Source organism: Streptomyces sp. NPDC001348, from assembly GCF_053597535.1.
The window spans coordinates 1-24,039 of record NZ_JBSFIK010000009.1; the positions used below are offsets into that span (position 1 = coordinate 1).

General features: G+C 66.9%; 33 protein-coding genes and 1 pseudogene. 1 reads left to right on the forward strand and 33 read right to left on the reverse strand.

The window, feature by feature from the left end; all coding sequences use genetic code 11:
- The 29 genes and pseudogenes from ACWC21_RS11905 to rpsJ all read right to left on the reverse strand — a co-directional run.
- Positions 1–261: pseudogene (locus tag ACWC21_RS11905) on the reverse strand (DNA-directed RNA polymerase subunit alpha); the annotation flags it as partial.
- A gap of 145 nt (positions 262–406) precedes the next feature.
- The gene (rpsK, locus tag ACWC21_RS11910; RefSeq protein ID WP_003956432.1) at positions 407–811 is read right to left on the reverse strand and encodes a 30S ribosomal protein S11; all 405 of its coding nucleotides are present in this window, start codon (positions 809–811) and stop codon (positions 407–409) included.
- Between the two features lie 66 nt (positions 812–877).
- The gene (rpsM, locus tag ACWC21_RS11915; protein ID WP_004984507.1) at positions 878–1,258 is read right to left on the reverse strand and encodes a 30S ribosomal protein S13; all 381 of its coding nucleotides are present in this window, start codon (positions 1,256–1,258) and stop codon (positions 878–880) included.
- Between the two features lie 191 nt (positions 1,259–1,449).
- Positions 1,450–1,563, reverse strand: a complete 114-nt coding sequence (gene rpmJ / locus ACWC21_RS11920; RefSeq protein ID WP_003998809.1) for a 50S ribosomal protein L36 — start codon at positions 1,561–1,563, stop codon at positions 1,450–1,452.
- 60 nt (positions 1,564–1,623) lie between these two features.
- Positions 1,624–1,845, reverse strand: a complete 222-nt coding sequence (infA, locus tag ACWC21_RS11925; protein ID WP_003948620.1) for a translation initiation factor IF-1 — start codon at positions 1,843–1,845, stop codon at positions 1,624–1,626.
- 349 nt (positions 1,846–2,194) lie between these two features.
- A complete protein-coding gene (gene map / locus ACWC21_RS11930) occupies positions 2,195–3,031 on the reverse strand; it encodes a type I methionyl aminopeptidase (RefSeq protein WP_450880697.1) in 837 nt (278 codons plus the stop codon).
- A gap of 121 nt (positions 3,032–3,152) precedes the next feature.
- The gene (locus tag ACWC21_RS11935; protein WP_450880699.1) at positions 3,153–3,815 is read right to left on the reverse strand and encodes an adenylate kinase; all 663 of its coding nucleotides are present in this window, start codon (positions 3,813–3,815) and stop codon (positions 3,153–3,155) included.
- The gene (gene secY / locus ACWC21_RS11940; RefSeq protein ID WP_450880701.1) at positions 3,815–5,128 is read right to left on the reverse strand and encodes a preprotein translocase subunit SecY; all 1,314 of its coding nucleotides are present in this window, start codon (positions 5,126–5,128) and stop codon (positions 3,815–3,817) included. Before secY ends, ACWC21_RS11935 begins: the two co-directional genes overlap by 1 nt.
- A gap of 230 nt (positions 5,129–5,358) precedes the next feature.
- On the reverse strand, positions 5,359–5,814 hold the full coding sequence (gene rplO / locus ACWC21_RS11945) for a 50S ribosomal protein L15 (RefSeq protein ID WP_030745257.1): 456 nt from the start codon (positions 5,812–5,814) through the stop codon (positions 5,359–5,361).
- Between the two features lie 2 nt (positions 5,815–5,816).
- Complete coding sequence (gene rpmD, locus ACWC21_RS11950; RefSeq protein WP_003974250.1) at positions 5,817–5,999, reverse strand: 50S ribosomal protein L30; 183 nt, start codon at positions 5,997–5,999, stop codon at positions 5,817–5,819.
- A 2-nt stretch (positions 6,000–6,001) separates the two neighbouring features.
- Entirely contained in the window at positions 6,002–6,607 is a 606-nt protein-coding gene (rpsE, locus tag ACWC21_RS11955; RefSeq protein ID WP_030860989.1) for a 30S ribosomal protein S5, read from the reverse strand.
- 36 nt (positions 6,608–6,643) lie between these two features.
- Positions 6,644–7,027: a 50S ribosomal protein L18 gene (rplR, locus tag ACWC21_RS11960; RefSeq protein WP_030745253.1), complete on the reverse strand. Its 384-nt coding sequence runs from the start codon at positions 7,025–7,027 to the stop codon at positions 6,644–6,646.
- A 3-nt stretch (positions 7,028–7,030) separates the two neighbouring features.
- A complete protein-coding gene (rplF, locus tag ACWC21_RS11965) occupies positions 7,031–7,570 on the reverse strand; it encodes a 50S ribosomal protein L6 (RefSeq protein WP_132857212.1) in 540 nt (179 codons plus the stop codon).
- A gap of 24 nt (positions 7,571–7,594) precedes the next feature.
- Positions 7,595–7,993 (reverse strand): 30S ribosomal protein S8, encoded by a 399-nt coding sequence (rpsH, locus tag ACWC21_RS11970; RefSeq protein WP_007494756.1) that lies wholly within the window; start codon positions 7,991–7,993, stop codon positions 7,595–7,597.
- A 212-nt stretch (positions 7,994–8,205) separates the two neighbouring features.
- A complete protein-coding gene (locus ACWC21_RS11975) occupies positions 8,206–8,391 on the reverse strand; it encodes a type Z 30S ribosomal protein S14 (protein WP_003948630.1) in 186 nt (61 codons plus the stop codon).
- 5 nt (positions 8,392–8,396) lie between these two features.
- Positions 8,397–8,954, reverse strand: a complete 558-nt coding sequence (gene rplE, locus ACWC21_RS11980; protein WP_015658460.1) for a 50S ribosomal protein L5 — start codon at positions 8,952–8,954, stop codon at positions 8,397–8,399.
- Entirely contained in the window at positions 8,954–9,277 is a 324-nt protein-coding gene (rplX, locus tag ACWC21_RS11985) for a 50S ribosomal protein L24 (RefSeq protein ID WP_310764877.1), read from the reverse strand. Before rplX ends, rplE begins: the two co-directional genes overlap by 1 nt.
- Positions 9,278–9,279: 2 nt before the next feature.
- Positions 9,280–9,648 (reverse strand): 50S ribosomal protein L14, encoded by a 369-nt coding sequence (gene rplN, locus ACWC21_RS11990; protein WP_003998823.1) that lies wholly within the window; start codon positions 9,646–9,648, stop codon positions 9,280–9,282.
- Between the two features lie 208 nt (positions 9,649–9,856).
- Positions 9,857–10,144: a 30S ribosomal protein S17 gene (gene rpsQ / locus ACWC21_RS11995; RefSeq protein WP_003992363.1), complete on the reverse strand. Its 288-nt coding sequence runs from the start codon at positions 10,142–10,144 to the stop codon at positions 9,857–9,859.
- Positions 10,144–10,368, reverse strand: coding sequence for a 50S ribosomal protein L29 (gene rpmC / locus ACWC21_RS12000; RefSeq protein WP_389012224.1), 225 nt, complete (start codon positions 10,366–10,368; stop codon positions 10,144–10,146). Before rpmC ends, rpsQ begins: the two co-directional genes overlap by 1 nt.
- Entirely contained in the window at positions 10,368–10,787 is a 420-nt protein-coding gene (gene rplP, locus ACWC21_RS12005) for a 50S ribosomal protein L16 (protein WP_132857211.1), read from the reverse strand. The genes rpmC and rplP overlap by 1 nt, the downstream gene beginning before the upstream one ends.
- Positions 10,788–10,792: 5 nt before the next feature.
- Complete coding sequence (rpsC, locus tag ACWC21_RS12010; protein WP_094215512.1) at positions 10,793–11,617, reverse strand: 30S ribosomal protein S3; 825 nt, start codon at positions 11,615–11,617, stop codon at positions 10,793–10,795.
- The gene (gene rplV, locus ACWC21_RS12015; RefSeq protein ID WP_019329637.1) at positions 11,617–11,964 is read right to left on the reverse strand and encodes a 50S ribosomal protein L22; all 348 of its coding nucleotides are present in this window, start codon (positions 11,962–11,964) and stop codon (positions 11,617–11,619) included. The genes rpsC and rplV overlap by 1 nt, the downstream gene beginning before the upstream one ends.
- A gap of 43 nt (positions 11,965–12,007) precedes the next feature.
- Positions 12,008–12,289 (reverse strand): 30S ribosomal protein S19, encoded by a 282-nt coding sequence (gene rpsS, locus ACWC21_RS12020; RefSeq protein WP_009190133.1) that lies wholly within the window; start codon positions 12,287–12,289, stop codon positions 12,008–12,010.
- A 12-nt stretch (positions 12,290–12,301) separates the two neighbouring features.
- Positions 12,302–13,138, reverse strand: a complete 837-nt coding sequence (rplB, locus tag ACWC21_RS12025) for a 50S ribosomal protein L2 (protein WP_388798514.1) — start codon at positions 13,136–13,138, stop codon at positions 12,302–12,304.
- Positions 13,139–13,178: 40 nt separating this feature from the next.
- The gene (gene rplW / locus ACWC21_RS12030; RefSeq protein WP_450880707.1) at positions 13,179–13,598 is read right to left on the reverse strand and encodes a 50S ribosomal protein L23; all 420 of its coding nucleotides are present in this window, start codon (positions 13,596–13,598) and stop codon (positions 13,179–13,181) included.
- A complete protein-coding gene (gene rplD, locus ACWC21_RS12035) occupies positions 13,598–14,251 on the reverse strand; it encodes a 50S ribosomal protein L4 (protein ID WP_388798511.1) in 654 nt (217 codons plus the stop codon). Before rplD ends, rplW begins: the two co-directional genes overlap by 1 nt.
- 8 nt (positions 14,252–14,259) lie before the next feature.
- Positions 14,260–14,904, reverse strand: a complete 645-nt coding sequence (gene rplC, locus ACWC21_RS12040) for a 50S ribosomal protein L3 (protein ID WP_005481233.1) — start codon at positions 14,902–14,904, stop codon at positions 14,260–14,262.
- Between the two features lie 16 nt (positions 14,905–14,920).
- Complete coding sequence (rpsJ, locus tag ACWC21_RS12045) at positions 14,921–15,229, reverse strand: 30S ribosomal protein S10 (RefSeq protein WP_003948644.1); 309 nt, start codon at positions 15,227–15,229, stop codon at positions 14,921–14,923.
- 619 nt (positions 15,230–15,848) lie between these two features.
- On the opposite strand from rpsJ, the gene ACWC21_RS12050 reads away from it, so the two are divergent.
- Entirely contained in the window at positions 15,849–16,733 is an 885-nt protein-coding gene (locus ACWC21_RS12050) for a hypothetical protein (protein WP_450880709.1), read from the forward strand.
- A 67-nt stretch (positions 16,734–16,800) separates the two neighbouring features.
- On the opposite strand, the gene ACWC21_RS12055 is transcribed toward ACWC21_RS12050, so the two are convergent.
- The 4 genes from ACWC21_RS12055 to rpsG form a co-directional block, all read right to left on the reverse strand.
- Positions 16,801–19,842, reverse strand: a complete 3,042-nt coding sequence (locus tag ACWC21_RS12055) for a glycosyl hydrolase 115 family protein (protein ID WP_450880711.1) — start codon at positions 19,840–19,842, stop codon at positions 16,801–16,803.
- A 210-nt stretch (positions 19,843–20,052) separates the two neighbouring features.
- A complete protein-coding gene (gene tuf, locus ACWC21_RS12060; RefSeq protein WP_389150280.1) occupies positions 20,053–21,246 on the reverse strand; it encodes an elongation factor Tu in 1,194 nt (397 codons plus the stop codon).
- Positions 21,247–21,402: 156 nt separating this feature from the next.
- Positions 21,403–23,529, reverse strand: coding sequence for an elongation factor G (gene fusA / locus ACWC21_RS12065; protein ID WP_388798491.1), 2,127 nt, complete (start codon positions 23,527–23,529; stop codon positions 21,403–21,405).
- Positions 23,530–23,568: 39 nt separating this feature from the next.
- Complete coding sequence (gene rpsG, locus ACWC21_RS12070) at positions 23,569–24,039, reverse strand: 30S ribosomal protein S7 (protein WP_003992340.1); 471 nt, start codon at positions 24,037–24,039, stop codon at positions 23,569–23,571.

Genomic DNA, 24,039 nt, shown 5'->3' on the forward strand with positions numbered 1-24,039 from the left:
CGAGGAGACGACCAGCTGCTTGATGTTGAGGATCAGGTCGGTGACGTCCTCCTTGACGCCCGGCACGGTGGTGAACTCGTGCAGGACGCCGTCGATGCGGATGCTGGTGACAGCGGCACCGGGGATCGACGACAGGAGGGTGCGGCGGAGCGAGTTGCCGAGGGTGTAGCCGAAGCCCGGCTCCAGCGGCTCGATCACGAACCGGGAGCGGAACTCGTCGACGACCTCTTCGGTCAACGAGGGACGCTGAGCGATCAGCATGTGTGGATCAGATCCTTCTTTCGTGGACGCCCGCTATTTGACGCCCGACGGAAACCGCACCCGTGAGAAGTGCGGGTACTGCAAGGGTACGGGCGGTACGCCCCTTACGGAGCCGTACCGCCCGGACCCTCAAGACAACCGTGCGTCAGACGCGGCGGCGCTTCGGCGGACGGCAGCCGTTGTGGGGGGTCGGGGTGACGTCCTGGATGGAGCCGACCTCGAGGCCCGTGGCCTGCAGGGAGCGGATCGCGGTCTCACGACCGGAGCCCGGGCCCTTGACGAACACGTCGACCTTGCGCATGCCGTGCTCCTGGGCGCGGCGGGCAGCCGACTCGGCGGCCATCTGCGCGGCGAACGGCGTGGACTTCCGGGAGCCCTTGAAGCCGACGTGGCCGGCGGAGGCCCAGGAGATCACGTTGCCGGACGGGTCCGTGATCGACACGATCGTGTTGTTGAACGTGCTCTTGATGTGCGCGTGGCCGTGAGCGACGTTCTTCTTTTCCTTGCGGCGCACCTTCTTGGCAGCGCCCTGACGTCCCTTGGGGGGCATCTCTTAACTCCTACGGGAGGTGGTCGGTCCTACAGCGAAGACCGTGGACAGGCGGTCCGCTGCGGACTACTTCTTGCCCGGCTTCTTCTTGCCGGCGATGGCGCGACGCGGGCCCTTGCGGGTGCGGGCGTTGGTGCTGGTGCGCTGACCGCGGACGGGCAGACCGCGGCGGTGACGCAGACCCTGGTACGTGCCGATCTCGACCTTGCGGCGGATGTCGGCCTGGATCTCGCGACGGAGGTCACCCTCGGTCTTGATGTTGTTGTCGACGTACTCGCGGATCGCGACGAGCTGCTCCTCGGAGAGGTCGCGAACGCGGGTGTTCGGGTCGACGCCGGTGGCGGCCAGCGTCTGCTGAGAAAGAGTCCGGCCGATGCCGAACACGTAGGTGAGGGCGATCTCCACGCGCTTTTCGCGCGGGATGTCAACACCGGAAACGCGTGCCATTCAATGGCTCCAGTTTGATCTTCGGAGGTCTTCCACAGGACCGGCTCCCAGCCGCCGTACTAGGTACGAACTGGGTCCCCGGCCTCCGAACCGGGGGTGTCAGGCGATCGCTCGCCCGGGTCCTGCGTATGAACATATTCAGCTTGCGTCGCGCGAAACTCTGCGTCGGATGCAGAGGGATCGGTCGTGCGTCAGCCCTGGCGCTGCTTGTGGCGCGGGTTCTCGCAGATGACCATGACCCGGCCGTGACGGCGGATCACCCTGCACTTGTCGCAGATCTTCTTGACGCTCGGCTTGACCTTCATTGGGTGAGGTTCTCCGGGTCAGTGCCAGCGCTCCGGGCGGGCCCGGGGCTCGGGCAAGATCTACTTGTACCGGTAGACGATCCGGCCACGCGTCAGGTCGTACGGAGACAGCTCCACCACGACCCGGTCGTCAGGGAGGATGCGGATGTAGTGCATACGCATCTTGCCGCTGATGTGTGCCAGGACCTGGTGGCCGTTCTGGAGCTCGACCTTGAACATGGCGTTCGGCAGAGACTCGACGACAGTGCCCTCGATCTCGATGGCACCTTGCTTCTTGGCCACGCTTCGCCCTTCGAATCGACTACCTTGATCGACTCCCGAGCTGTCCCTTACGGGCGCATGCGGACATGCGGGTGCACGAGAGCCGACGAGTCAGTCTACGTCAGCGCACCCGGAAACACGAATCGGGAGAGCCTGCCCGGCGCTCAAGATCGGTATGCACGGGATGCGCCGGCGATCTCGGACTCACCCTCACGAGGCGGCACCGACCGCCTCGGCGCCGTACTCGCGGGCTCGGCCCCGGTCGGGCGAGAGGGGTAGGGCCGGCGGCAGGACCGAGCCGCCGGGGTACGGGACGGGCTTCCAGCGGCCGCGCCGGCCTCCGACCGGCCGCCATGACCCGGGCCCCTCGTCAGGCCAGGGGGTCCGGTGCCGTCGTGACGCCGTACTCGGCCAGCTTGGCCTTGCCTCCGTCCGGGGCCGTGAGGACCAGGGGGCCCTCCTCCATGAGGGCCACCGAGTGCTCCCAGTGGGAGGACCAGGTGCCGTCGGTGGTGATGACCGTCCAGTCGTCCGAGAGGACCTCTGTCTTCGGGGTGCCCAGGGACACCATGGGCTCGATGGCCAGGCAGAAGCCCGGGACCAGCTTGGGTCCCTTGCCGCGCCGGCGGTCGACGTAGTTCAGCAGGTGCGGGTCCATGTGCATCTCGGTGCCGATGCCGTGACCGCCGTAGTCCTCGATGATCCCGTACCGGCCGCCGCCGGGCTTGGGCTGGCGGCGGATGTACGTCTCGATCGCCCGCGACACGTCGACGAGCCGGTTGCCCTGCTTCATCGCGGCGATGCCGGCCCACATGGATTCCTCGGTCACCCGGGACAGCTCGACCAGTTCCGGGGCGTGCCCCGAGCCGACGAACGCGGTGTACGCCGCGTCACCGTGCCAGCCGTCGACGATCGCGCCGCAGTCGATGGAGATGATGTCGCCGTCCTTGAGGACGACGTCGTCGGAGGGGATGCCGTGCACGACGACCTCGTTCACGGAGGTGCAGATCGTCGCGGGGAAGCCGCCGTACCCCAGGAAGTTCGGCTTGGCGTTGTGCTCGGCCAGGACCTTGCGCGCGACCTGGTCCAGATCGTTGGTGGTCGCTCCGGGCACCGCGGCCTCCCGGGTGGCCGCGTGGATCGCGGCGACGACCAGCCCCGCCGCACGCATCTTGGCGATCTGCTCCGGGGTCTTGATCTGCACCATGGGGGCGAGGGCCTTTCTGGACCGGGAAGAACGGACGCTTCCAAAGATACGGGGGCGCGCACCCGCCCCACAGCGCAGCCGCGGCCCCAGGAAGGAACCGCGGCTGCGACGGACGTGAGAACTACTGGGTGGCGTCCTCGCGCTTCAGCGCGTCCAGCGCCCGCTTCGTGACCTCGTCCACCGGTCCCAGGGACGAGATCGTCACGACCAGGCCCTGGGTCTTGTAGTAGTCGATGATCGGCTCGGTCTGCGTGTGGTAGACCTCCAGCCGCTTGCGGACGGTCTCCTCGGAGTCGTCGTCGCGCTGGTAGAGCTCACCGCCGCAGACGTCGCAGACGCCCTCCCGCTTGGGCGGGCTGTACGTCACGTGGAAGACGTGGGCCGACTCCTTGCGGCAGATCCGCCGGCCGGCGATCCGCTTCACGACCTCTTCCTCCGGCACCTCGAGGTCGAGTACCGCGTCGAGCGTGATGCCCTCGCTCTCGAGCAGCTCGTCCAGCGCCTCGGCCTGGGAGACGTTGCGCGGGAAGCCGTCCAACAGGAAGCCCCCCTGGGCGTCCGGCTGCTCCATGCGGTCCTTCGCCATGGCGATGGTGACCTCGTCGGGGACGAGGTTGCCGGCGTCCATGTAGGACTTCGCGAGCGTCCCGAGCTCCGTCTTCCGGCTGATGTTGGCGCGGAACAGGTCACCCGTGGAGATGTGCGGGATGCGCAGCTTCTCGGCAAGGCGCACTGCCTGCGTTCCCTTACCGGCACCCGGCGGCCCGACGAGGACGATTCGCATCAGCGGAGGAACCCTTCGTAATTGCGCTGCTGGAGCTGGCTCTCGATCTGCTTCACCGTCTCGAGACCGACACCCACGATGATGAGGATGCTCGTCCCGCCGAACGGGAAGTTCCCGCTTGCGTTGAAGCCGACCAACGCCATTGTCGGTACGAGAGCGATCAGACCCAGATACAGCGAACCCGGCCAGGTGATCCGGTTGAGCACGTAGCTGAGGTACTCAGCGGTCGGTCGGCCAGCCCGGATGCCCGGGATGAAGCCACCATACTTCTTCATGTTGTCGGCGACTTCCTCGGGGTTGAAGGAGATCGCCACGTAGAAGAACGCGAAGAAAACGATGAGCAAGAAGTACGAAACGATGTAAATCGGGTGGTCGCCCTTGGTCAGGTTGGTCTCGATCCACTGCTTCCAGCCCGAATTGCTCCCGGAGAACTGCGCCACCAGCGCCGGGATGTAGAGCAGCGACGAGGCGAAGATGACAGGGATCACACCCGCCTGGTTCACCTTCAACGGGATGTAGGTGGACGTACCGCCGTAGGAGCGGCGGCCGATCATCCGCTTCGCGTACTGCACGGGGATGCGGCGCTGGGCCTGCTCCACGAAGACCACCAGGCCGACCATGACCAGACCCACGAGGATCACGGTGCCGAACTCGATCCAGCCGTCGGCCAGGGTGCCCTGCTTCTTGATGGCCCACAGCGCGGACGGGAAGGTCGCGGCGATCGAGATGAACATCAGGATCGACATGCCGTTGCCGATACCGCGGTCGGTGATCAGCTCACCGAGCCACATGACCATGGCCGTACCGGCGGTCATGCAGATGACCATGGTGATGGTGGTGAAGATCGCCTGGTCCGGGACGATCTGGCTGGCGGCGGTGCAGCCGTTGAACAGGGCGCCGCTGCGGGCGGTGGCCACCAGGCCGGTACCCTGCAGGATCGCCAGCGCCACGGTCAGGTAGCGGGTGTACTGCGTGATCTTCGCGGTACCCGCCTGACCCTCCTTCTTCAGGGCCTCGAGGCGCGGGATGACCACGGTCAGCAGCTGCAGGATGATGCTCGCCGTGATGTACGGCATGATCCCCAGCGCGAAGATCGTGATCTGCAGCAGCGCCCCGCCACTGAACATGTTGACCAGACCGAACAGGCCCTGGTTGCCGGACGCCTCGTTCACGCACTGCTGGACGGCCTGGTAGTTGACGCCGGGGATCGGAACGTGGGTACCGACCCGGTACACCACGATGATGCCCAGCGTGAAGAGCAGCTTCTTGCGCAGGTCGGGCGTCCTGAACGCCCGGGCGAACGCGGTGAGCACGGTGCCTCCTGCGACCCCCGCGCAACTGCGTCAAGGGTGAGTCTGAGGTTCGACAAATACGTAACGGTCAACTGCCGCTCAGAGTGCCCTATGTGAGCACCCCGTGAAAGTGGGCAGTGCAGGCCACCTTACCGGCGAGACCGCCCCCTCTGGAACGACCAACCGGGGATACCCCTTTTGTGGGGTATCCCCGGTCGGGATCGCTCACGTCATCGAGGCGCCTGATCGGGTCAGACGAGCTCGGTGACCGTACCGCCGGCGGCGGTGATCTTCTCCTTGGCGGAGCCGGAGACGGCGTCGACCGTCACCTGCAGCGCCACGGAGACCTCGCCCTGGCCCAGGACCTTGACGAGGCTGTTCTTGCGAACGGCACCCTTGGCCACCAGACCCTCGACGGTGACCTCGCCACCCTCGGGGTAGAGCGCGGCCAGCTTGTCGAGGTTCACGACCTGGTACTCGGTCTTGAACGGGTTCTTGAAGCCCTTCAGCTTCGGGAGGCGCATGTGGAGGGGCATCTGGCCACCCTCGAAGCGCTCCGGAACCTGGTAACGGGCCTTCGTACCCTTGGTACCACGACCGGCCGTCTTACCCTTCGACGCCTCACCACGACCGACACGGGTCTTGGCGGTCTTGGCGCCGGGGGCGGGACGGAGGTTGTGGATCTTGAGCGGGTTCTGCTCCGCCATGATCAGTCGACCTCCTCGACCGTCACGAGGTGGCGGACGGTGTGCACCATGCCGCGGAACTCGGGGCGGTCCTCCTTGACGACCTGCGTGTTGATCCCCTTGAGACCAAGGGAGCGCAGGGTGTCACGGTGGTTCTGCTTGCTGCCGATGTAGGACTTGACCTGCGTGATCTTGAGCTGCGCCATGATCACACACCCGCCCCGGCACGCGCACGCAGCAGGGCCGCGGGGGCGACGTCCTCGAGCGGCAGACCACGGCGCGCCGCGATCTCCTCGGGACGCTGCAGGCCCTTCAGGGCCGCCACGGTCGCGTGCACGATGTTGATCGCGTTGTCGGAGCCGAGCGACTTCGACAGCACGTCGTGGATACCGGCGCACTCGAGCACGGCACGCACCGGACCACCGGCGATAACACCGGTACCGGGGGACGCGGGCTTGAGCAGCACGACGCCGGCAGCCTTCTCACCCTGGATGGGGTGCGGGATGGTGCCCTGGATCCGGGGGACCTTGAAGAAGTGCTTCTTGGCCTCCTCAACGCCCTTGGCGATGGCGGCCGGCACCTCCTTGGCCTTGCCGTATCCGACACCCACGGTGCCGTCACCGTCGCCCACCACGACCAGCGCGGTGAAGCTGAAGCGACGACCACCCTTCACAACCTTGGCGACGCGGTTGATCGCGACGACGCGCTCAACGTACGCGGTCTTCTCGGCGGCAGCAGCGCCGCCGTCACGGCCCTTCCGGTCCCGCCGCTCGCCGCCACCGGCACCGCCACCGCGGCGCTGGGGTCCAGCCATTGGATTACCTCTCTCTTTCCGCTAGCTACAAGCGGCTCAGAACTTGAGCCCGGCTTCGCGGGCGGCGTCCGCCAGAGCGGCGATGCGCCCGGCGTACTGGTTACCACCACGGTCGAACACGACGGCCTCGACACCGGCGGCCTTCGCACGCTCGGCGACCAGGGCGCCGACCTGCTTGGCCTGCGCGGACTTGTCGCCCTCGCCACCGCGGATCGAGCTGTCCAGGGTGGACGCCGACGCCAGGGTGTGGCCCTTGAGGTCGTCGATCACCTGCGCCACGATGTGACGGTTGGAGCGGGTCACGACCAGACGGGGGCGCTCCGCCGTACCGGAAAGGTTCTTGCGGATCCGGATGTGACGGCGCTTGATCGCGGCGCGCTTGTAGGCGTCGCCCTTGAGGATCTTCTGCCCGTATGCCATGGCTTACTTACCCGCCTTTCCGACCTTGCGGCGGATGACTTCGCCCTCGTACTTGACGCCCTTGGCCTTGTACGGGTCGGGCTTGCGCAGCTTGCGGATGTTGGCCGCAACCTCGCCGACCTTCTGCTTGTCGATGCCCTCGACCTGGAAGCGGGTCGGGGTCTCCACCTTGAAGGTGATGCCCTCGGGCGCCTCGACGGTGATCGGGTGGCTGTAACCGAGAGCGAACTCGAGGTTCGAACCCTTGGCCTGCACGCGGTAACCGACACCGCTGATCTCGAGCTTCTTCACGTAACCCTGGGTCACGCCGGTGATCATGTTCGCCACCAGCGTGCGGGACAGGCCGTGCAGGGCCTTGTTCTGACGCTCGTCGTTGGGGCGGGTGACGTTGAGAACGCCGTCCTCACCCTTGGCGATGTCGATCGGCGCGACGATGGTGTGGGTCAGCGTGCCCTTGGGGCCCTTGACCGAGACCGTACGGCCGTCGATGGTGACGTCCACGCCGGCGGGAACCGTGATGGGGAGCTTGCCAATACGCGACATAGCTGTTTCCTCCGTTCCCTTCCGCTACCAGACGTAGGCGAGGACTTCCCCACCCACGCCCTTCTTGCCGGCCTGCTTGTCGGTGAGGAGCCCGTGCGACGTGGAGATGATCGCCACGCCGAGGCCGCCGAGCACCTTCGGCAGGTTGGTGGACTTCGCGTACACCCGGAGACCGGGCTTGGAGATCCGCTTGATGCCCGCGATGGAGCGCTCACGGTTCGGGCCGAACTTCAGCTCGAGAACGAGGTTCTTGCCGACCTCGGCGTCCTCGATCTTCCAGCCCGTGATGAAGCCCTCCTGCTGGAGGATCTCCGCGATGTGCGACTTGATCTTCGATGCCGGCATCGTCACGGAGTCGTGGTATGCCGAGTTCGCGTTCCGCAGACGCGTAAGCATGTCTGCGATCGGATCAGTCATGGTCATGAATTGGCCTTCGGCCTCTCTCGCCGGGGTTTCCTGGTGCGCCATCCCTCTCCCCGATCCGAGACGGGACGGGTGCGGCGCGGTGGACCTACGGCGTAGTAAGTCGTACGGGCGTGGCAGACGCCCAACCCCACAAGCCTAAGGCATGCGGAGAAGGGCCCCTGCCCACCCAGATGCTTACCGAGAGTCTCAGGAATCCCTGATTACCGGGATTACCAGGAGCTCTTGGTCACGCCCGGCAGCTCGCCACGGTGAGCCATCTCACGAAGGCACACGCGGCACAGGCCGAACTTGCGGTACACGGAGTGCGGACGGCCGCAGCGCTGGCAGCGGGTGTAGCCACGCACACCGAACTTGGGCTTGCGAGCAGCCTTGGCAATCAGAGCCTTCTTCGCCATCTCGCTCACGCCTCCTTGAACGGGAAGCCGAGGTGACGAAGGAGCGCGCGGCCCTCAGCGTCGTTGGTCGCCGTGGTGACCACGGTGATGTCCATGCCCCGGGTACGGTCGATCTTGTCCTGGTCGATCTCGTGGAACATGACCTGCTCCGTGAGACCGAAGGTGTAGTTGCCACGGCCGTCGAACTGCTTGGGGGACAGGCCGCGGAAGTCGCGGATGCGCGGCAGCGCGAGCGACAGGGTGCGGTCCAGGAACTCCCACATGCGGTCGCCACGGAGCGTGACGTGGGCACCGATCGGCTGGCCCTCACGCAGCTTGAACTGCGCGATGGACTTGCGGGCCTTGGTGACGGCCGGCTTCTGACCGGTGATGGTGGTCAGGTCGCGGATCGCGCCCTCGATCAGCTTCGAGTCACGGGCGGCGTCGCCGACACCCATGTTGACCACGATCTTGACGAGGCCGGGAACCTGCATGACGTTCTCGTACTTGAACTCGTCACGCAGCTTGCCCGCGATCTCCTCGCGGTACTTCGTCTTCAGACGCGGAGTGGTGGTGGTAGCCATCAGATGTCCTCACCCGTCCGCTTGGCAACGCGGATCTTGTTGCCTTCGTCGTCGAAGCGGTAGCCGACACGCGTGACGACCTTGTTGCCGTCCTTCTCCACGACGAGCTGAACGTTGCTCACGTGGATCGGGGCCTCGGTGGTCACGATGCCGCCGGCCTGGGAACCGCTGGCGGTCGGACCGGCCTTGGTGTGCTTCTTGACCCGGTTGACACCCTCGACCAGGACACGGTCCTCGCGGGGGTAGGCCGCGATGACCTTGCCCTGCTTGCCCTTGTCCTTACCGGTGATGACCTGGACCAGGTCGCCCTTCTTGATCTTCATGCTTACAGCACCTCCGGAGCCAGCGAGATGATCTTCATGAACTTCTTCTCGCGCAGCTCACGGCCGACCGGGCCGAAGATGCGGGTGCCCCGAGGGTCGCCGTCGTTCTTCAGAATGACGGCGGCGTTCTCGTCGAAGCGGATGTACGAGCCGTCCGGACGACGGCGCTCCTTGACGGTGCGAACGATGACCGCCTTGACGACGTCACCCTTCTTCACGTTGCCACCGGGGATCGCGTCCTTGACGGTGGCGACGATGACGTCACCGATGCCCGCGTAGCGGCGACCGGAGCCACCGAGCACACGGATGCAAAGGATCTCCTTCGCACCAGTGTTGTCGGCGACACGCAGTCGCGACTCCTGCTGGATCACGTCTATCTCCTGATCGTCTGCCGGTTCCCGCAGGGACCTTGTCGGGCCGAACCTGCGAGCCTGGCGGAACTGTCCTGCGGGGATGCTCCGCAGGAATTACTTGCGCCTCCGAGGGCGGAAAACCACGCCGGGGACCTCACCGCGGCCAGGCCCGGGGGCCTGGGGGGCGGAGCCCCCGGCGGGGGCAGCGGGGCGGAGCCCCGCTTGATTACTTCGCCTTCTCGAGGATCTCGACGACGCGCCAGCGCTTCGTGGCGGACAGCGGCCGGGTCTCCATCAGGAGGACGCGGTCGCCGACACCCGCGGCGTTCTGCTCGTCGTGGGCCTTGAGCTTGTTCGTACGGCGGATGACCTTGCCGTACAGCGCGTGCTTGACGCGGTCCTCGACGGCGACGACGACGGTCTTGTCCATCTTGTCGCTGACGACGAGACCCTCACGGGTCTTGCGGAAGCCGCGGGCCTCTGCAGTCTGCTCAGTCACGTTGCTCTCACTCATCAGGCGCTCTCCACCGTCTCGATGCCCAGCTCGCGCTCACGCATCAGGGTGTAGATCCGCGCGATGTCCTTACGGACGGCCTTCAGCCGACCGTGGTTCTCGAGCTGACCGGTCGCCGCCTGGAAGCGGAGGTTGAACAGCTCTTCCTTGGCCTCGCGGAGCTTGCCCAGAAGCTCCTCGTTGCCCAGCTCGCGCAGCTCGGACGCCTTGGTACCGACCGACATCACGCTTCACCTGCCTCGCGCTTGACGATCCGGCACTTCATCGGCAGCTTGTGGGCGGCACGAAGGAGCGCCTCACGGGCGATCTTCTCGTTCGGGTAGGACAGCTCGAACATCACCCGACCCGGGTGAACGTTCGCGATCCACCACTCCGGCGAACCCTTACCGGAACCCATGCGGGTCTCGGCGGGCTTCTTGGTCAGCGGGCGGTCCGGGTAGATGTTGATCCAGACCTTGCCGCCACGCTTGATGTGGCGGGTCATCGCGATACGGGCCGCCTCGATCTGGCGGTTGGTCACGTACGCCGGCGTGAGGGCCTGGATGCCGTACTCGCCGAACGCAACCGTCGTACCGCCCTTGGCCTGACCACGGCGCTTCGGGTGGTGCTGCTTGCGGTGCTTGACCCTACGGGGGATCAGCATTTCGGTCAGGCCTCCGTTCCGGTGCTCTCAGCCGGAGCGGACGCGGGAGCCTCGGCCTTGGGGGCCTCGGCGCCGGCAGCCTGCTGCGGCTTGCGACCGCGCCGCTCGCCACCGCGGCCACCACGGGCCGGGCGGTCGGCACCGCCACCGCGAGCCGGGCGGTTACCCGCACGGGCGGCAGCGTTCTCGGCGCGGACCTCGGCGATGTTCTTGACGTCGCCCTTGTAGATCCAGACCTTCACACCGATGCGGCCGAAGGTCGTCTTGGCCTCGAAGAAGCCGTAGTCCACGTTCGCGCGGAGCGTGTGCAGGGGCACGCGGCCCTCGCGGTAGAACTCCGAGCGGGACATCTCGGCGCCGCCGAGGCGGCCACCGCACTGGATCTTGATGCCCTTGGCGCCGGCCTTCATCGCCGACTGCATGCTCTTACGCATGGCGCGGCGGAAGGAGACGCGGGAGGAGAGCTGCTCGGCAACGGCCTGGGCCACCAGCTGAGCGTCGGTCTCGGGGTTCTTGACCTCGAGGATGTTCAGCTGGACCTGCTTGCCGGTGAGCTTCTCGAGGTCGCCGCGGATGCGGTCGGCCTCGGCGCCACGGCGGCCGATGACGATGCCCGGACGAGCGGTGTGGATGTCCACACGCACGCGGTCACGGGTGCGCTCGATCTCAACCTTCGAGATGCCGGCGCGCTCCATGCCGGACGTCATCATCCGACGGATGGCGACGTCTTCCTTGACGTAGTCCTTGTACAGCTTGTCGGCGTACCACCGGGACTTGAAGTCCGTGGTGACACCGAGCCGGAACCCATGCGGGTTAACCTTCTGGCCCATTACCGGGTTCCTTCCTTGCTGCTGACGACCACGGTGATGTGGCTGGTCCGCTTGCGGATCCGGTAGGCACGGCCCTGGGCGCGCGGCCGGAACCGCTTCAGGGTCGGGCCCTCGTCGACGTACGCCTCGGAGATGTAGAGGCTGTCGGCGTCGGTGTGGTCGTAGTTGTGCGCGGCGTTGGCGATGGCGCTGTCGAGCACCTTGCCGACCGGCACGGAGGCTGCCTGCGGAGCGAATCGCAGAACAGCCTGGGCCTCCGTGGCATCCATGCCACGGATGAGGTCCACCACGCGGCGGGCCTTCATGGGCGTGACGCGGATGTACCGCGCCTGGGCCCTGGCTTCCATGGTTGTCCCTTCAGTTACTTACGTGTCTGAATGCGATCCGCTGCTAGCGGCGCTTCGACTTCCGGTCTTCCTTGACGTGGCCCCGGAAGGTGCGCGTCGGCGAGAACTCGCCGAGCTTGTGGCCGACCATCGACTCGGTGACGAACACCGGGATGTGGGTCTTGCCGTTGTGCACCGCGATCGTGTGGCCAAGCATGGCCGGGACGATCATCGAGCGACGGGACCAGGTCTTGATGACGTTCTTGGTACCGGCTTCGTTCTGGACGTCCACCTTCTTGATCAGGTGGTCGTCGACGAAGGGTCCCTTCTTCAAGCTACGAGGCATCTCAACCCGTCCTTAGCGCTTCTTGTTCGTCTTGCGGCGGCGGACGATGTACTTGTTCGACGCCTTCTTGGGCGAACGAGTACGGCCTTCCTTCTTGCCCCACGGGGACACAGGGTGGCGACCACCGGAGGTCCGGCCCTCACCACCACCGTGCGGGTGGTCAACCGGGTTCATCACGACACCGCGGACGGTCGGGCGAACGCCCAGCCAGCGCTTGCGGCCCGCCTTGCCCCAGTTGATGTTGCTCTGCTCGGCGTTGCCGACCTCGCCGACGGTGGCGCGGCAGCGCTGGTCGACCAGGCGGATCTCGCCGGACGGCATGCGGAGGTGGGCCATCGAGCCCTCCTTCGCGAGCAGCTGCACGGAGGCACCGGCGGAGCGGGCGAACTTGGCACCGCCACCGGGACGGAGCTCGATCGCGTGGATCGTGGTACCGACCGGGATGTTGCGCAGGGCCAGGTTGTTGCCCGGCTTGATGTCGGCCCCGGGACCGTTCTCGACGCGGTCACCCTGCTGCAGGTTGCGCGGGGCGAGGATGTAGCGCTTCTCGCCGTCGGCGTAGTGCAGCAGCGCGATGCGCGCGGTGCGGTTGGGGTCGTACTCGATGTGCGCGACCTTCGCCGGCACGCCGTCCTTGTCGTGACGACGGAAGTCGATCACGCGGTAGGCGCGCTTGTGTCCGCCACCCTGGTGACGAACGGTCACACGACCGGCGTTGTTACGGCCGCCCTTGCTGTGCAGGGGGCGGACCAGCGACTTCTCCGGCGTGGACCGCGTGACCTCGACGAAGTCGGCGACGCTGGCGCCACGACGGCCCGGCGTAGTCGGCTTGTACTTGCGGATTCCCATTTCTCAGTCCTCGTCCGATATCGGACGATCCGGACCGCCCTCAGGCGGTCGGACCGCCGAAGATGTCGATACGGTCGCCCTCGGCGAGGGTCACGATCGCGCGCTTGCTGCCGGCGCGCTGGCCGAAGCCGGTGCGGGTCCGCTTGCGCTTGCCCTGGCGGTTGATCGTGTTGACCCCGGTGACCTTGACCGAGAAGACCGCCTGGACGGCCTGCTTGATCTGGGTCTTGTTGGCGTTCGGGTCGACGATGAACGTGTACTTGTTCTCGTCGAGGAGCGCGTAGCTCTTCTCGGAGACGACCGGCTTCAGCAGGACGTCACGGGGGTCCGTGTACGACTTGCTCAGCGGGGTCTCGACGGTGTTCTTGCCCTCGGTGGCGTGGCGACGCGCCTTGGCGACGCGCGCGGCCTTGGCGGCCTTGGCGGCCTTCGAGGCAATGCTCGGGTGACGCGTAGCCATCAGGCCTCGCTCCCTTCGGTGTCAGCGGCCTTGGGGCCAGACACGAAGGACTCGAAAGCGGCCTGGGTGAAGACCACGTCGTCCGAGACGAGAACGTCGTACGTGTTCAGCTGGCCCGGCTCCAGGATGTGGACCTGGGGCAGGTTGCGGGCGGACAGCCACGCGGCCTCGTCGGCGCGGTCGACGACCAGGAGCAGGTTCTTGCGCTCGCTGATCTTGCCGAACAGGCTCTTGGCGGCCTTGGTGCTGGGGGTCCCGCCCTCGACCACGCCGGAGACGACGTGGATGCGGTTGTGACGCGCCCGGTCCGTGAGGGCACCGCGCAGGGCGGCGGCCTTCATCTTCTTCGGGGTGCGCTGCGAGTAGTCACGCGGCTGCGGGCCGTGGACGACGCCACCACCGGCGAACTGCGGGGCGCGGGTCGAACCCTGGCGGGCGCGACCGGTGCCCTTCTGGCGGTACGGCTTCTTGCCGCCGCCGCGGACCTCGCCACGCGTCTTGGTCTTGTGGGTGCCCTGGCGGGCAGCGGCCAGCTGTGCGACGACGACCTGGTGGATCAGCGGAACGCTGACCTTGGCGTCGAAGATCTCCGCGGGGAGCTCGACGGAACCGGCCTTGTCGCCAGCCGGCGAAAGGATGTCAACAGTGCTCATCGGTTACCTCAGGCCCCCTTGGCCGCGGTGCGGACCAGGACGAGGCCGCCGTTCGGACCGGGAACCGCGCCCTTGATGAGCAGCAGACCCTTCTCCGCGTCAACGGCGTGGACGGTCAGGTTCTGGGTGGTGACCCGCTCGTTGCCCATGCGACCCGCCATGCGGAGGCCCTTGAACACGCGGCCCGGGGTGGCGCAGCCACCGATGGAACCGGGCGAGCGGTGCTTGCGCTGGGTGCCGTGTCCGGCGCCGAGGCCCTTGAAGTTGTGACGCTTCATGACACCGGCGAAGCCCTTGCCCTTGCTCTTGCCGGTCACGTCGACCTTGACGCCGGCCTCGAAGACCTCAGCGGAGATCTCCTGGCCCAGCGTGTACTCGGAGGCGTCCGCGGTGCGGATCTCGACGAGGTGGCGGCGGGGAGTGACGTCGGCCTTGGCGAAGTGGCCCTTGAGGGGCTTGTTCACCTTGCGCGGGTCGATCTCGCCGAACGCGATCTGGACGGACTCGTAGCCGTCGACGTCGTTCGTGCGGACCTGGGTGACGACGTTGGGGCCGGCCTTGACGACGGTGACCGGAACAACGCGGTTGTTCTCGTCCCACACCTGCGTCATGCCGAGCTTCTCGCCCAGGATGCCCTTGATCTGCTTAGCCATTCTCAGATCACCGGCCTCAGAGCTTGATCTCGATGTCGACACCGGCCGGGAGGTCGAGTCGCATCAGAGAGTCAACGGTCTTGGGGGTCGGGTCGAGGATGTCGATCAGGCGCTTGTGCGTGCGCATCTCGAAGTGCTCGCGCGAGTCCTTGTACTTGTGCGGCGACTTGATGACGCAGTACACGTTCTTCTCAGTGGGCAGCGGCACCGGGCCCGCGACCGACGCACCAGTGCGGGTCACCGTCTCGACGATCTTCTTCGCCGAGGAGTCGATGACCTCGTGGTCGTAGGCCTTGAGCCGGATGCGGATCTTCTGTCCCGCCATGGCTACTCAGTAGTCCTGTCTCTCTTACGCTCTGGAACCCGGTGGATTCCCTCTGCTGCCTTCACTTCTCCGACCCACGCGGTCGGGCGTGTCGCGCTTCCACTGACACAGATGTCCCTTGTTCGAACATCCCTGCGGAATGCACACGGCCCTTCCGGAACCGCAGACCGAGGGCGGAAGGCCCACCGGGTGCCTGGCCGGTGCCGCACCGCACTTCCCGAAAGATTCCCGTACGTCCGCCCCAGCGCTGCCGTGTGGCAGTTAGGGCGACGAGTACTGTGGGACTCGCTTCCGGTCCTCCCGGCGGGAGGCGCACAGCATCAACACTCGACCGAGCAACTCGGACAGTCTGCCATATGGGGCGGGGCCTCCGCCAATCGAGCCGGAGAGAATACCCCGAGAGTGACGCAGGTCAAACGAGGGTGGCATTCCGGCCGGGCGATTCCCCGCCATTTCGCAGTGCAGACGACGCGGGGGAGACTGGTTCGCGCTCACGATCAGGGCGCGGCCGCCTCAGTGCTCGCCCCCGTGACGCCCTCCTGACGCTTTGATCACCCGTAGGGGTCAACGTCCCCAACTCCGCTGGACGCACCTGGAGCTGAGGTACTGAAGTCTCCTCATGGTCAGCTCTCCGCATGAGGCGATGCACCGGATCTTCCAGCAGGACCCGGGGCTCTTCGCCCGGGCCGCCAGGAGGATCGGTGTCCCGTTCCCCGATCCGGTGTCCAGCACGCCACTCCCGACCGACCTCACCGAGAACCACCCGGTGGAACGGCGAGTCGACACCTTGCTCCGGATCGACACCGCCGACTCCGGTAGCTACCTCCTCGCCGTGGAGGCCCAAGGGGCGAAGGACCCCGACAAGCCGGCGAGCTGGTGCTACTACCTCGCTCACCTCTATGCCAAGTACCAGCTGCCCCCGCTCCTGGTCGTCGTGTGCAACGACCGGGCCACCGCCGCCTGGGCCGCCCGGCACGTGGAGATCGGCCCCTCTCAGTGGCCCGCGCTGACACTCCGCCCCCTGGTCCTGGGCCCGGACAACGTCCCAGTCATGACTACGCCGGCCACGGTGGCCGACGACCTCCCCATGACGGTCCTCTCCGCCGTGCTGCACCGTCGGGACCCGGAGGTCAAGGCCATACTGGAGGCAATGGCCCCGGTCCTCCGAGACCTGCAGGGACATGACGAGGACACCGCAGACATCTTCATCGAACTGACCGCACAAGGCCTGGGCAAGACCCCGGCTGCCGAGCTTTGGAGGCGCCTCGTGGCCGTCGACACCTCGTTCTTCAAGTCCCCCCTCGCCGAGGAACTGCGCGACGAAGGCAGGGCCGAGGGCAAGGCCGAGGCCATACTGCGACTCCTGGATCGGCGCGGCATCGAGGTTTCCGATAAGGAGCGCGAGCGCATCGCGACGTGCGACGACCTTGATCTGCTGGACCTATGGTTCGACCGGGCGATCAGCGCGACCTCGGCAAGGCAGGTCTTCACCGAAGGCGAGTAGGAGGCTGAGGGCAGGCCGCCGCGACCACCCAACCAGCGCCCAGCTCCCCCCGCCTCGAAGGCCCTGCTCAAACCCGCCAGCTCTCCAGCGGCCCCAAGTACGTCGGCTCCAGCCCGCCCGTGTCGATCAGCAGCCTCTGGAGCACCACCGTCGGGTCCACCATCCAGAACTTCAGCCGGTGCACCCCGGCCCGGCTCACGGTGTGTCTCGTGGCCGTGCGGTTCACGTTGTCGGAGGTGTTGCGGGCCCAGACGGCGTTCAGCAGGCCGTCGTCCGCGCCCACGTTGATGTCGACGGTCTGGATGGGGCCCTCGTCGAGGGAGACTCCGTACTGGAGGCCACCCGTCGGCAGCACCGGGTTCCGCGGGGACAGGTACGCCCAGACCGTCACCTCCCCCGAACCCGAACCCGCCGACAGCAGGCTCACCTCGTACTCCAGCCGCGGCGAGGACCCCCCGGGCACCCTCCGCGCCCCCGTCACCGGCCACGGCGTCATGCCCGCCCCGGTGCGGCCGATGCCCTCCAGGCACCGCCACTTCCCCACCGCACGGTCGTAGTGGTCCGCGTCGATCGCCACGTAACCGCCCGCCTCGACGAAGCCGCGCAGGCCTCGGCGGGACGGGTTGTCCGTCACGCACGCGACGGTCACCGAACCCCCCGCGCCGGTCACCGTCAACGACGCCTCCGACCTGCCGCGCGGAGCCCTCGACCAGTCCACGCTCACCTCGACCCGCACCTGCTGCTCCACCCGTCCCCGTGGACGGTCCACCACCAGCCACGGAGCCGAGGTCCGCACCCGGTAGTCGAAGGGGGTACGGCCCCGGTTGAAGAGCTCCACGTACTGCCGCGGCCGCGTCTGGTACGGGCTGAACTCCGGCAGTGCCGCCGGCCGGTCCGACGCGCCGCCCGGCCACCACTCCCCCGAGTCCTCGGAGCCGTCCAGCGACACGCCCAGTTCCGCGGCGACCGGCACCTCCACCCGCTGCACCGCCGGGAACAGCACGTCCGGCAGGGCCACGTTGTCCTTCTCCGGCTGCTGCCACGGCGCGTTCGGGCCGTATCGGTCCACGTCCCCGTAGTCGATGTGCGGCTGGGTCTGGAAGCCCTTCCATTTTCCCCCGGCCACACGGGAGTTGAAGCGGTCGGCCAGTGCAAGGTCCTCCTGCAGTCCGGCCTCCGCATCCGCCGCCCTGTCGTTCGTCGCCGCCCTGCCCTGCCTGGCGTAGAGGAGGTTCTCGAACTCGGCCTCCCGCAGCGCGTACAGATTCGCGGTCGCCGCCACCTCGTAGCCCACCAGCTCGAACCACGCGTCCTGGACCACGGGCGGCAGCTTCCGTGCGATCCGGTCCGCCTGCCGCGCCAGTCCGTTCCACTCCGCCGTCACCCGCTCCAGCTCCCGGTGCCGGAAGTAGTACGGGGTCTGCTGGTCGTCGTTCTCCACCTGGCCGGCGTCGTTCAGTGTGATCCGGCGGTTCAGGAGTTCCGGCTTGCGGCGGGCCTGCAGGCGGCCGTACTCGGCCAGCACCGACGCGATCGCCTCCGCCTCGCCCCCGCCGAAGTTCTGGCGGGCGTACCGGCGCTCCCACTCGCCCAGCCGGTCCAGGTCCCAGCGGTCGGGGTTCCAGGCGTAGGTGAGGAAGAACTCGATCGGCAGCTCGTTGCCCTTCAGGTCACCGACGTTGGCCACCCACAGGCCGTGGTTGCCGTGGGCGTGCGCCTGGTGGAGCTGGTCCCAGGTGTTGCGCAGGTTCGCCGTGTCGACCCACTTGTAGTTCCGGCCCGCGCCGACGTAGTCGAAGTGGTAGTACAGGCCGTAGCCCCCGGTCCTCGTCCCCTCCGCGGGGTCCGGGTGCTTGCGGATGTTGCCCCAGTTGTCGTCGGTGAGGACGACCGTGACGTCGTCCGGGGCTCGCAGGCCCCGGTCCCAGTACCGCTGCACCTCCTTGTACAGCGTCCACACCTGCGGGGTCTCGGCGGCGGGTCTGCCCGTCACCTCCTCGATGATCTGCCGCTGCGTCGCGATGATCTCCTGCATCAGTTCGATGCCGTCCCCGTCGGGGAGGCTGGTGTCGCCGTTGCCGCGCATCCCCAGGGTCACGACGCCCTCGAAGCCCTCGTCGACCATGCGCTGGATGCCGGCCCGCCAGTACTTCCTGATCGCCTCGGCGTTGCGGCGGTACGACCACTCCCCCGTGCCGCCGTAGGGGTCCTTGCCGCCGCTCGCGTGGCGGTTCCACTCCTCGATGCCGCGCATCATCGGCGCCTCGTGAGACGTGCCCATGACAACGCCGTACTCCGCGGCCCGCCTGTGGTTCTCCGGGTCGTCCTCGGCGAAGGCCCGCCCCCACACCGCCGGCCACAGGTAGTTCCCCTTCAGGCGCAGCAGCACCTCGAACACCTTCGCGTAGAAGTCCGCGTTGAAGCCGCCCGGGTAGCCAGGCGCCTTCCCGGGGCCGAAGTACGCCGGCGCCCAGGTGCCGAGGGCCGGGTTCTCGTCGTTGACGAAGAAGCCGCGGTACTTCACCGCCGGAGTGCCCTGCGTGTACCGGCCGGGCAGCACCCAGACCCCACTGCGGCGCACCGGGGGCACGTCGTCCCACCATTGCCAGGGGGAGACCCCGATGCCGTACGAGACGTCGTACGCGCCGAAGATCGTGCCGCGGGGGTCGCTGCCCGCGATGACGAGGGCGCGCTCCACCCCCGGCACGGGGTGGTCCACGACCGTCTGCAGCGAGGTCTCCCACTTGCCGCGCACACCCGTCACATCCAGCTTGCCGGACTTCACCAGGCCGTCGATCAGCGGGCTCCGGCCGATCGTGCCGACGAGCACGGCGAAGCGGGCGATGGTGGTGCCGGGGCGTACGCCCGTGACCCGTTCGAGGTCGTCCCGCAGGTCGCCCGCCACCCGAACGACTCCCGGGTGGTCCTCGGCGTGCACCACCACCGGCGCGCCGACCAGCGAGAACGCTCCGCCGCTGAACGAGATGTACGCGCCGGGGTCCGTCACCCGCGGACTTCCGCTCCCGTCTCCGGCCCACGCGACCCCCGAGGCCAGTACCGGCACCGAGGCCAGCCCCGCACCGATTACCGCCCTGCGACTGACAGGCATACCTCACCCCTCCACCCGGAATTTGGTCAGCGGCATGACAAATGCTGGGGCGTGTGGCGCGAGGGGACAACGGGTCGTACGCGGCGAATACTTTCGAAGTCCGGGAAAGCCAGGGCCGAAGCGCAGGGAAAAGCGAAGAGGCCCGTACGACCGAAGTCGTACGGGCCCCTTCAGAGGTACCGGGCAGAGACCTGCCGGGTCAGCTCAAGATCACTTGTTGATCTTGGTGACCTGGCCGGCGCCCACGGTCCGGCCACCCTCACGGATGGCGAACTTCAGGCCCTCTTCCATGGCGACGGGCTGGATGAGCTCCACCTTCATCTCGGTGTTGTCACCCGGCATGACCATCTCGGTGCCCTCGGGGAGGGTCACGACGCCGGTCACGTCCGTCGTACGGAAGTAGAACTGCGGACGGTAGTTGTTGAAGAACGGCGTGTGGCGGCCACCCTCGTCCTTGGAGAGGATGTAGGCCTGCGCCTCGAACTCGGTGTGCGGGGTGACCGAGCCCGGCTTGATGATGACCTGGCCGCGCTCGACGTCCTCGCGCTTGATGCCGCGGAGCAGCAGACCGACGTTCTCACCGGCCTGGCCCTCGTCGAGCAGCTTGCGGAACATCTCGATGCCGGTGACCGTGGTGGAGGTCTTCTCCTGCTTGATACCGATGATGTCCACGGTCTCGTTGACCTTGAGGACACCACGCTCGATACGGCCGGTGACGACCGTACCGCGACCGGTGATCGTGAAGACGTCCTCGATCGGCATCAGGAACGGCTTGTCGACGTCACGCTCGGGCTCCGGGATGGAGGTGTCGACGGCGTTCATCAGCTCGAGGACCGACTCGGTCCACTTCGCGTCGCCCTCGAGCGCCTTCAGCGCGGAGACACGGACGACCGGCAGGTCGTCGCCCGGGAACTCGTACTCGGAGAGGAGCTCACGGACCTCGAGCTCGACGAGCTCCATGATCTCCTCGTCGTCCACCATGTCGGCCTTGTTCAGGGCGACGACGATGTACGGAACGCCGACCTGGCGGGCCAGGAGCACGTGCTCCTTGGTCTGCGGCATCGGGCCGTCGGTGGCGGCGACCACGAGGATGGCGCCGTCCATCTGCGCCGCACCCGTGATCATGTTCTTGATGTAGTCCGCGTGACCCGGGCAGTCGACGTGGGCGTAGTGACGCGCCTCGGTCTGGTACTCGACGTGCGCGATGGAGATGGTGATACCGCGCTGGCGCTCCTCAGGAGCCTTGTCGATGTTGTCGAACGGGGTGGCCTCGTTCAGCTCCGGGTACGCGTCGTGCAGCACCTTGGTAATGGCGGCCGTGAGGGTCGTCTTACCGTGGTCGATGTGACCGATGGTGCCGATGTTGACGTGCGGCTTAGTCCGCTCGAACTTCGCCTTCGCCACTGGGGTCCTCCTGTGGAGTGGTTCTGTACGCCTTACTTCATCGGCGCCAGGTGATCTTTGCTGGATGTCCCGGAACCCGGGGCATTCATCCGTGGATCACGGCTGAATGCCCCTTGAGGCTCCGGAGTCAAGCCTACGGCGTGTAAACGGAGAGTGTTACTCGCCCTTGGCCTTCGCGATGATCTCCTCGGCGACGTTCCGCGGAACCTCGGCGTAGGAGTCGAACTGCATCGAGTAGCTTGCGCGACCCGACGTCTTGCTGCGGAGGTCGCCGACGTAGCCGAACATCTCCGACAGGGGCACGAGGCCCTTCACGACGCGGGCACCAGCCCGCTCCTCCATGGCCTGGATCTGGCCACGGCGGGAGTTGATGTCGCCGATGACCTCGCCCATGTAGTCCTCGGGCGTGGTGACCTCGACGGCCATCATCGGCTCGAGCAGCACGGGGCTGGCCTTGCGCGCGGCCTCCTTGAAGGCCTGCGAACCGGCGATCTTGAAGGCGAGCTCGGAGGAGTCGACCTCGTGGTAGGCACCGTCGTGGAGGATGACGCGCACGCCGGTCATCTCGTAGCCGGCGAGGATGCCGAACTGCATGGCCTCCTGCGCACCGGCGTCGACCGAAGGGATGTACTCCTTCGGGATACGACCACCGGTCACCTTGTTCACGAACTCGTACGAGACGTCGCCGCCCTCGAGGGGCTCGATGCCGATCTGCACCTTGGCGAACTGACCCGTACCACCGGTCTGCTTCTTGTGCGTGTAGTCGACGCGCTCGACGGCCTTGCGGATCGTCTCGCGGTAGGCCACCTGCGGCTTGCCGACGTTGGCCTCGACCTTGAACTCGCGCTTCATGCGGTCGACGAGCACCTCGAGGTGCAGCTCGCCCATACCGCCGATGACGGTCTGGCCGGTCTCCTCGTTGGTGTGCACCTGGAAGGAGGGGTCCTCCTCCGCGAGACGCTGGATGGCGACACCCAGCTTCTCCTGGTCACCCTTGGACTTGGGCTCGATCGCGACCTCGATGACCGGCGCCGGGAAGTCCATGGACTCCAGGATCACCGGGTTCTTCTCGTCGCACAGCGTCTCACCGGTCGTGGTCTGCTTCAGACCCATGACGGCGATGATGTCGCCGGCGCCCACCGCGTCGATCTCCTCACGCTTGTTCGCGTGCATGCGGTAGATCTTGCCGATGCGCTCCTTCTTGCCCTTGACGGAGTTCAGCACCGAGGTGCCGGACTCCAGGCGGCCCGAGTAGACCCGGACGAAGGTGAGCTTGCCGAGGTGCGGGTCGCTCATGATCTTGAACGCCAGCGCCGAGAGGGGCTCCTCGTCGGACGGCTTGCGCTTGACGACGACCTCGGGGTCCTTGACGTCGTGGCCCTCGATGGCCTCGATGTCGACCGGGGAGGGCAGGTAGCGCACGACCGCGTCGAGCAGGGGCTGGACGCCCTTGTTCTTGAACGCGGTGCCGCAGAACACCGGGGTCACGGTGGTGCCGGTGCCCTTGCCGGACGCGATGGTGATACGACGGATCGCGGCGTAGAGCTGCTCCACGGAAGGCTCCTGGCCCTCCAGGTACAGCTCCATGAGCTCCTCGTCGTTCTCGGCCACGGCCTCGAGCAGCTTGCCGCGGTACTCCTCGGCAGCCTCGGCGTGCGTGTCCGGGATGTCGACGGTGTCGTACATCTCGCCCTTGGTGGCCTCGGCGGACCAGACCAGGGCCTTCATCGTCACGAGGTCGATGACGCCCTTGAAGTCGGCCTCGGCACCGATCGGGAGCTGCATGACGATCGGCTGCGCGCCCAGGCGGTCCGAGATCATGTCCACGCAGCGGTGGAACTCGGCGCCCGTGCGGTCGAGCTTGTTCACGAAGCAGATACGCGGAACGCCGTAGCGGTCCGCCTGACGCCACACGGTCTCGGACTGCGGCTCAACACCGGCGACGCCGTCGAACACCGTCACGGCACCGTCGAGCACGCGCAGCGAACGCTCCACCTCGACGGTGAAGTCGACGTGACCCGGCGTGTCGATGATGTTGATGGTGTGATCGACGTCTTCCAGCGGCCAGTGACAGGTGGTGGCAGCAGAGGTGATCGTGATGCCACGCTCCTGCTCCTGCTCCATCCAGTCCATGGTGGCAGCGCCGTCGTGGACCTCACCGATCTTGTACGACACACCGGTGTAGAACAGGATCCGCTCGGTGGTGGTCGTCTTGCCCGCGTCGATGTGGGCCATGATCCCGATGTTGCGGACCTTGGCCAGGTCAAGTGAAGTGGTAGCCATAAGGCTTCAGTCTTCTCTCGGTCTCGATGTGGGTAGCGACTACCAGCGGTAGTGCGCGAAGGCCTTGTTGGACTCGGCCATCTTGTGCGTGTCCTCGCGCTTCTTCACAGCGGCACCGAGGCCGTTGGAGGCGTCGAGAAGCTCGTTGAGCAGACGCTCGGTCATGGTCTTCTCGCGACGGGCGCGGGAGTAACCGACCAGCCAGCGCAGCGCGAGCGTGTTGGCACGACCGGGCTTGACCTCGATCGGAACCTGGTACGTCGCACCACCGACACGGCGGGACTTGACCTCGAGGGTCGGCTTGATGTTCTCCAGTGCGCGCTTCAGCGTGATGATCGGGTCGTTGCCCGTCTTCTCACGCAGACCCTCCATGGCGCCGTAGACGATGCGCTCGGCGGTGGAGCGCTTGCCGTTCAGCAGCACCTTGTTGATGAGGGAGGTCACCAGAGGAGAACCGTAGACCGGGTCGATGATGACCGGGCGCTTCGGGGCGGGGCCCTTACGAGGCAT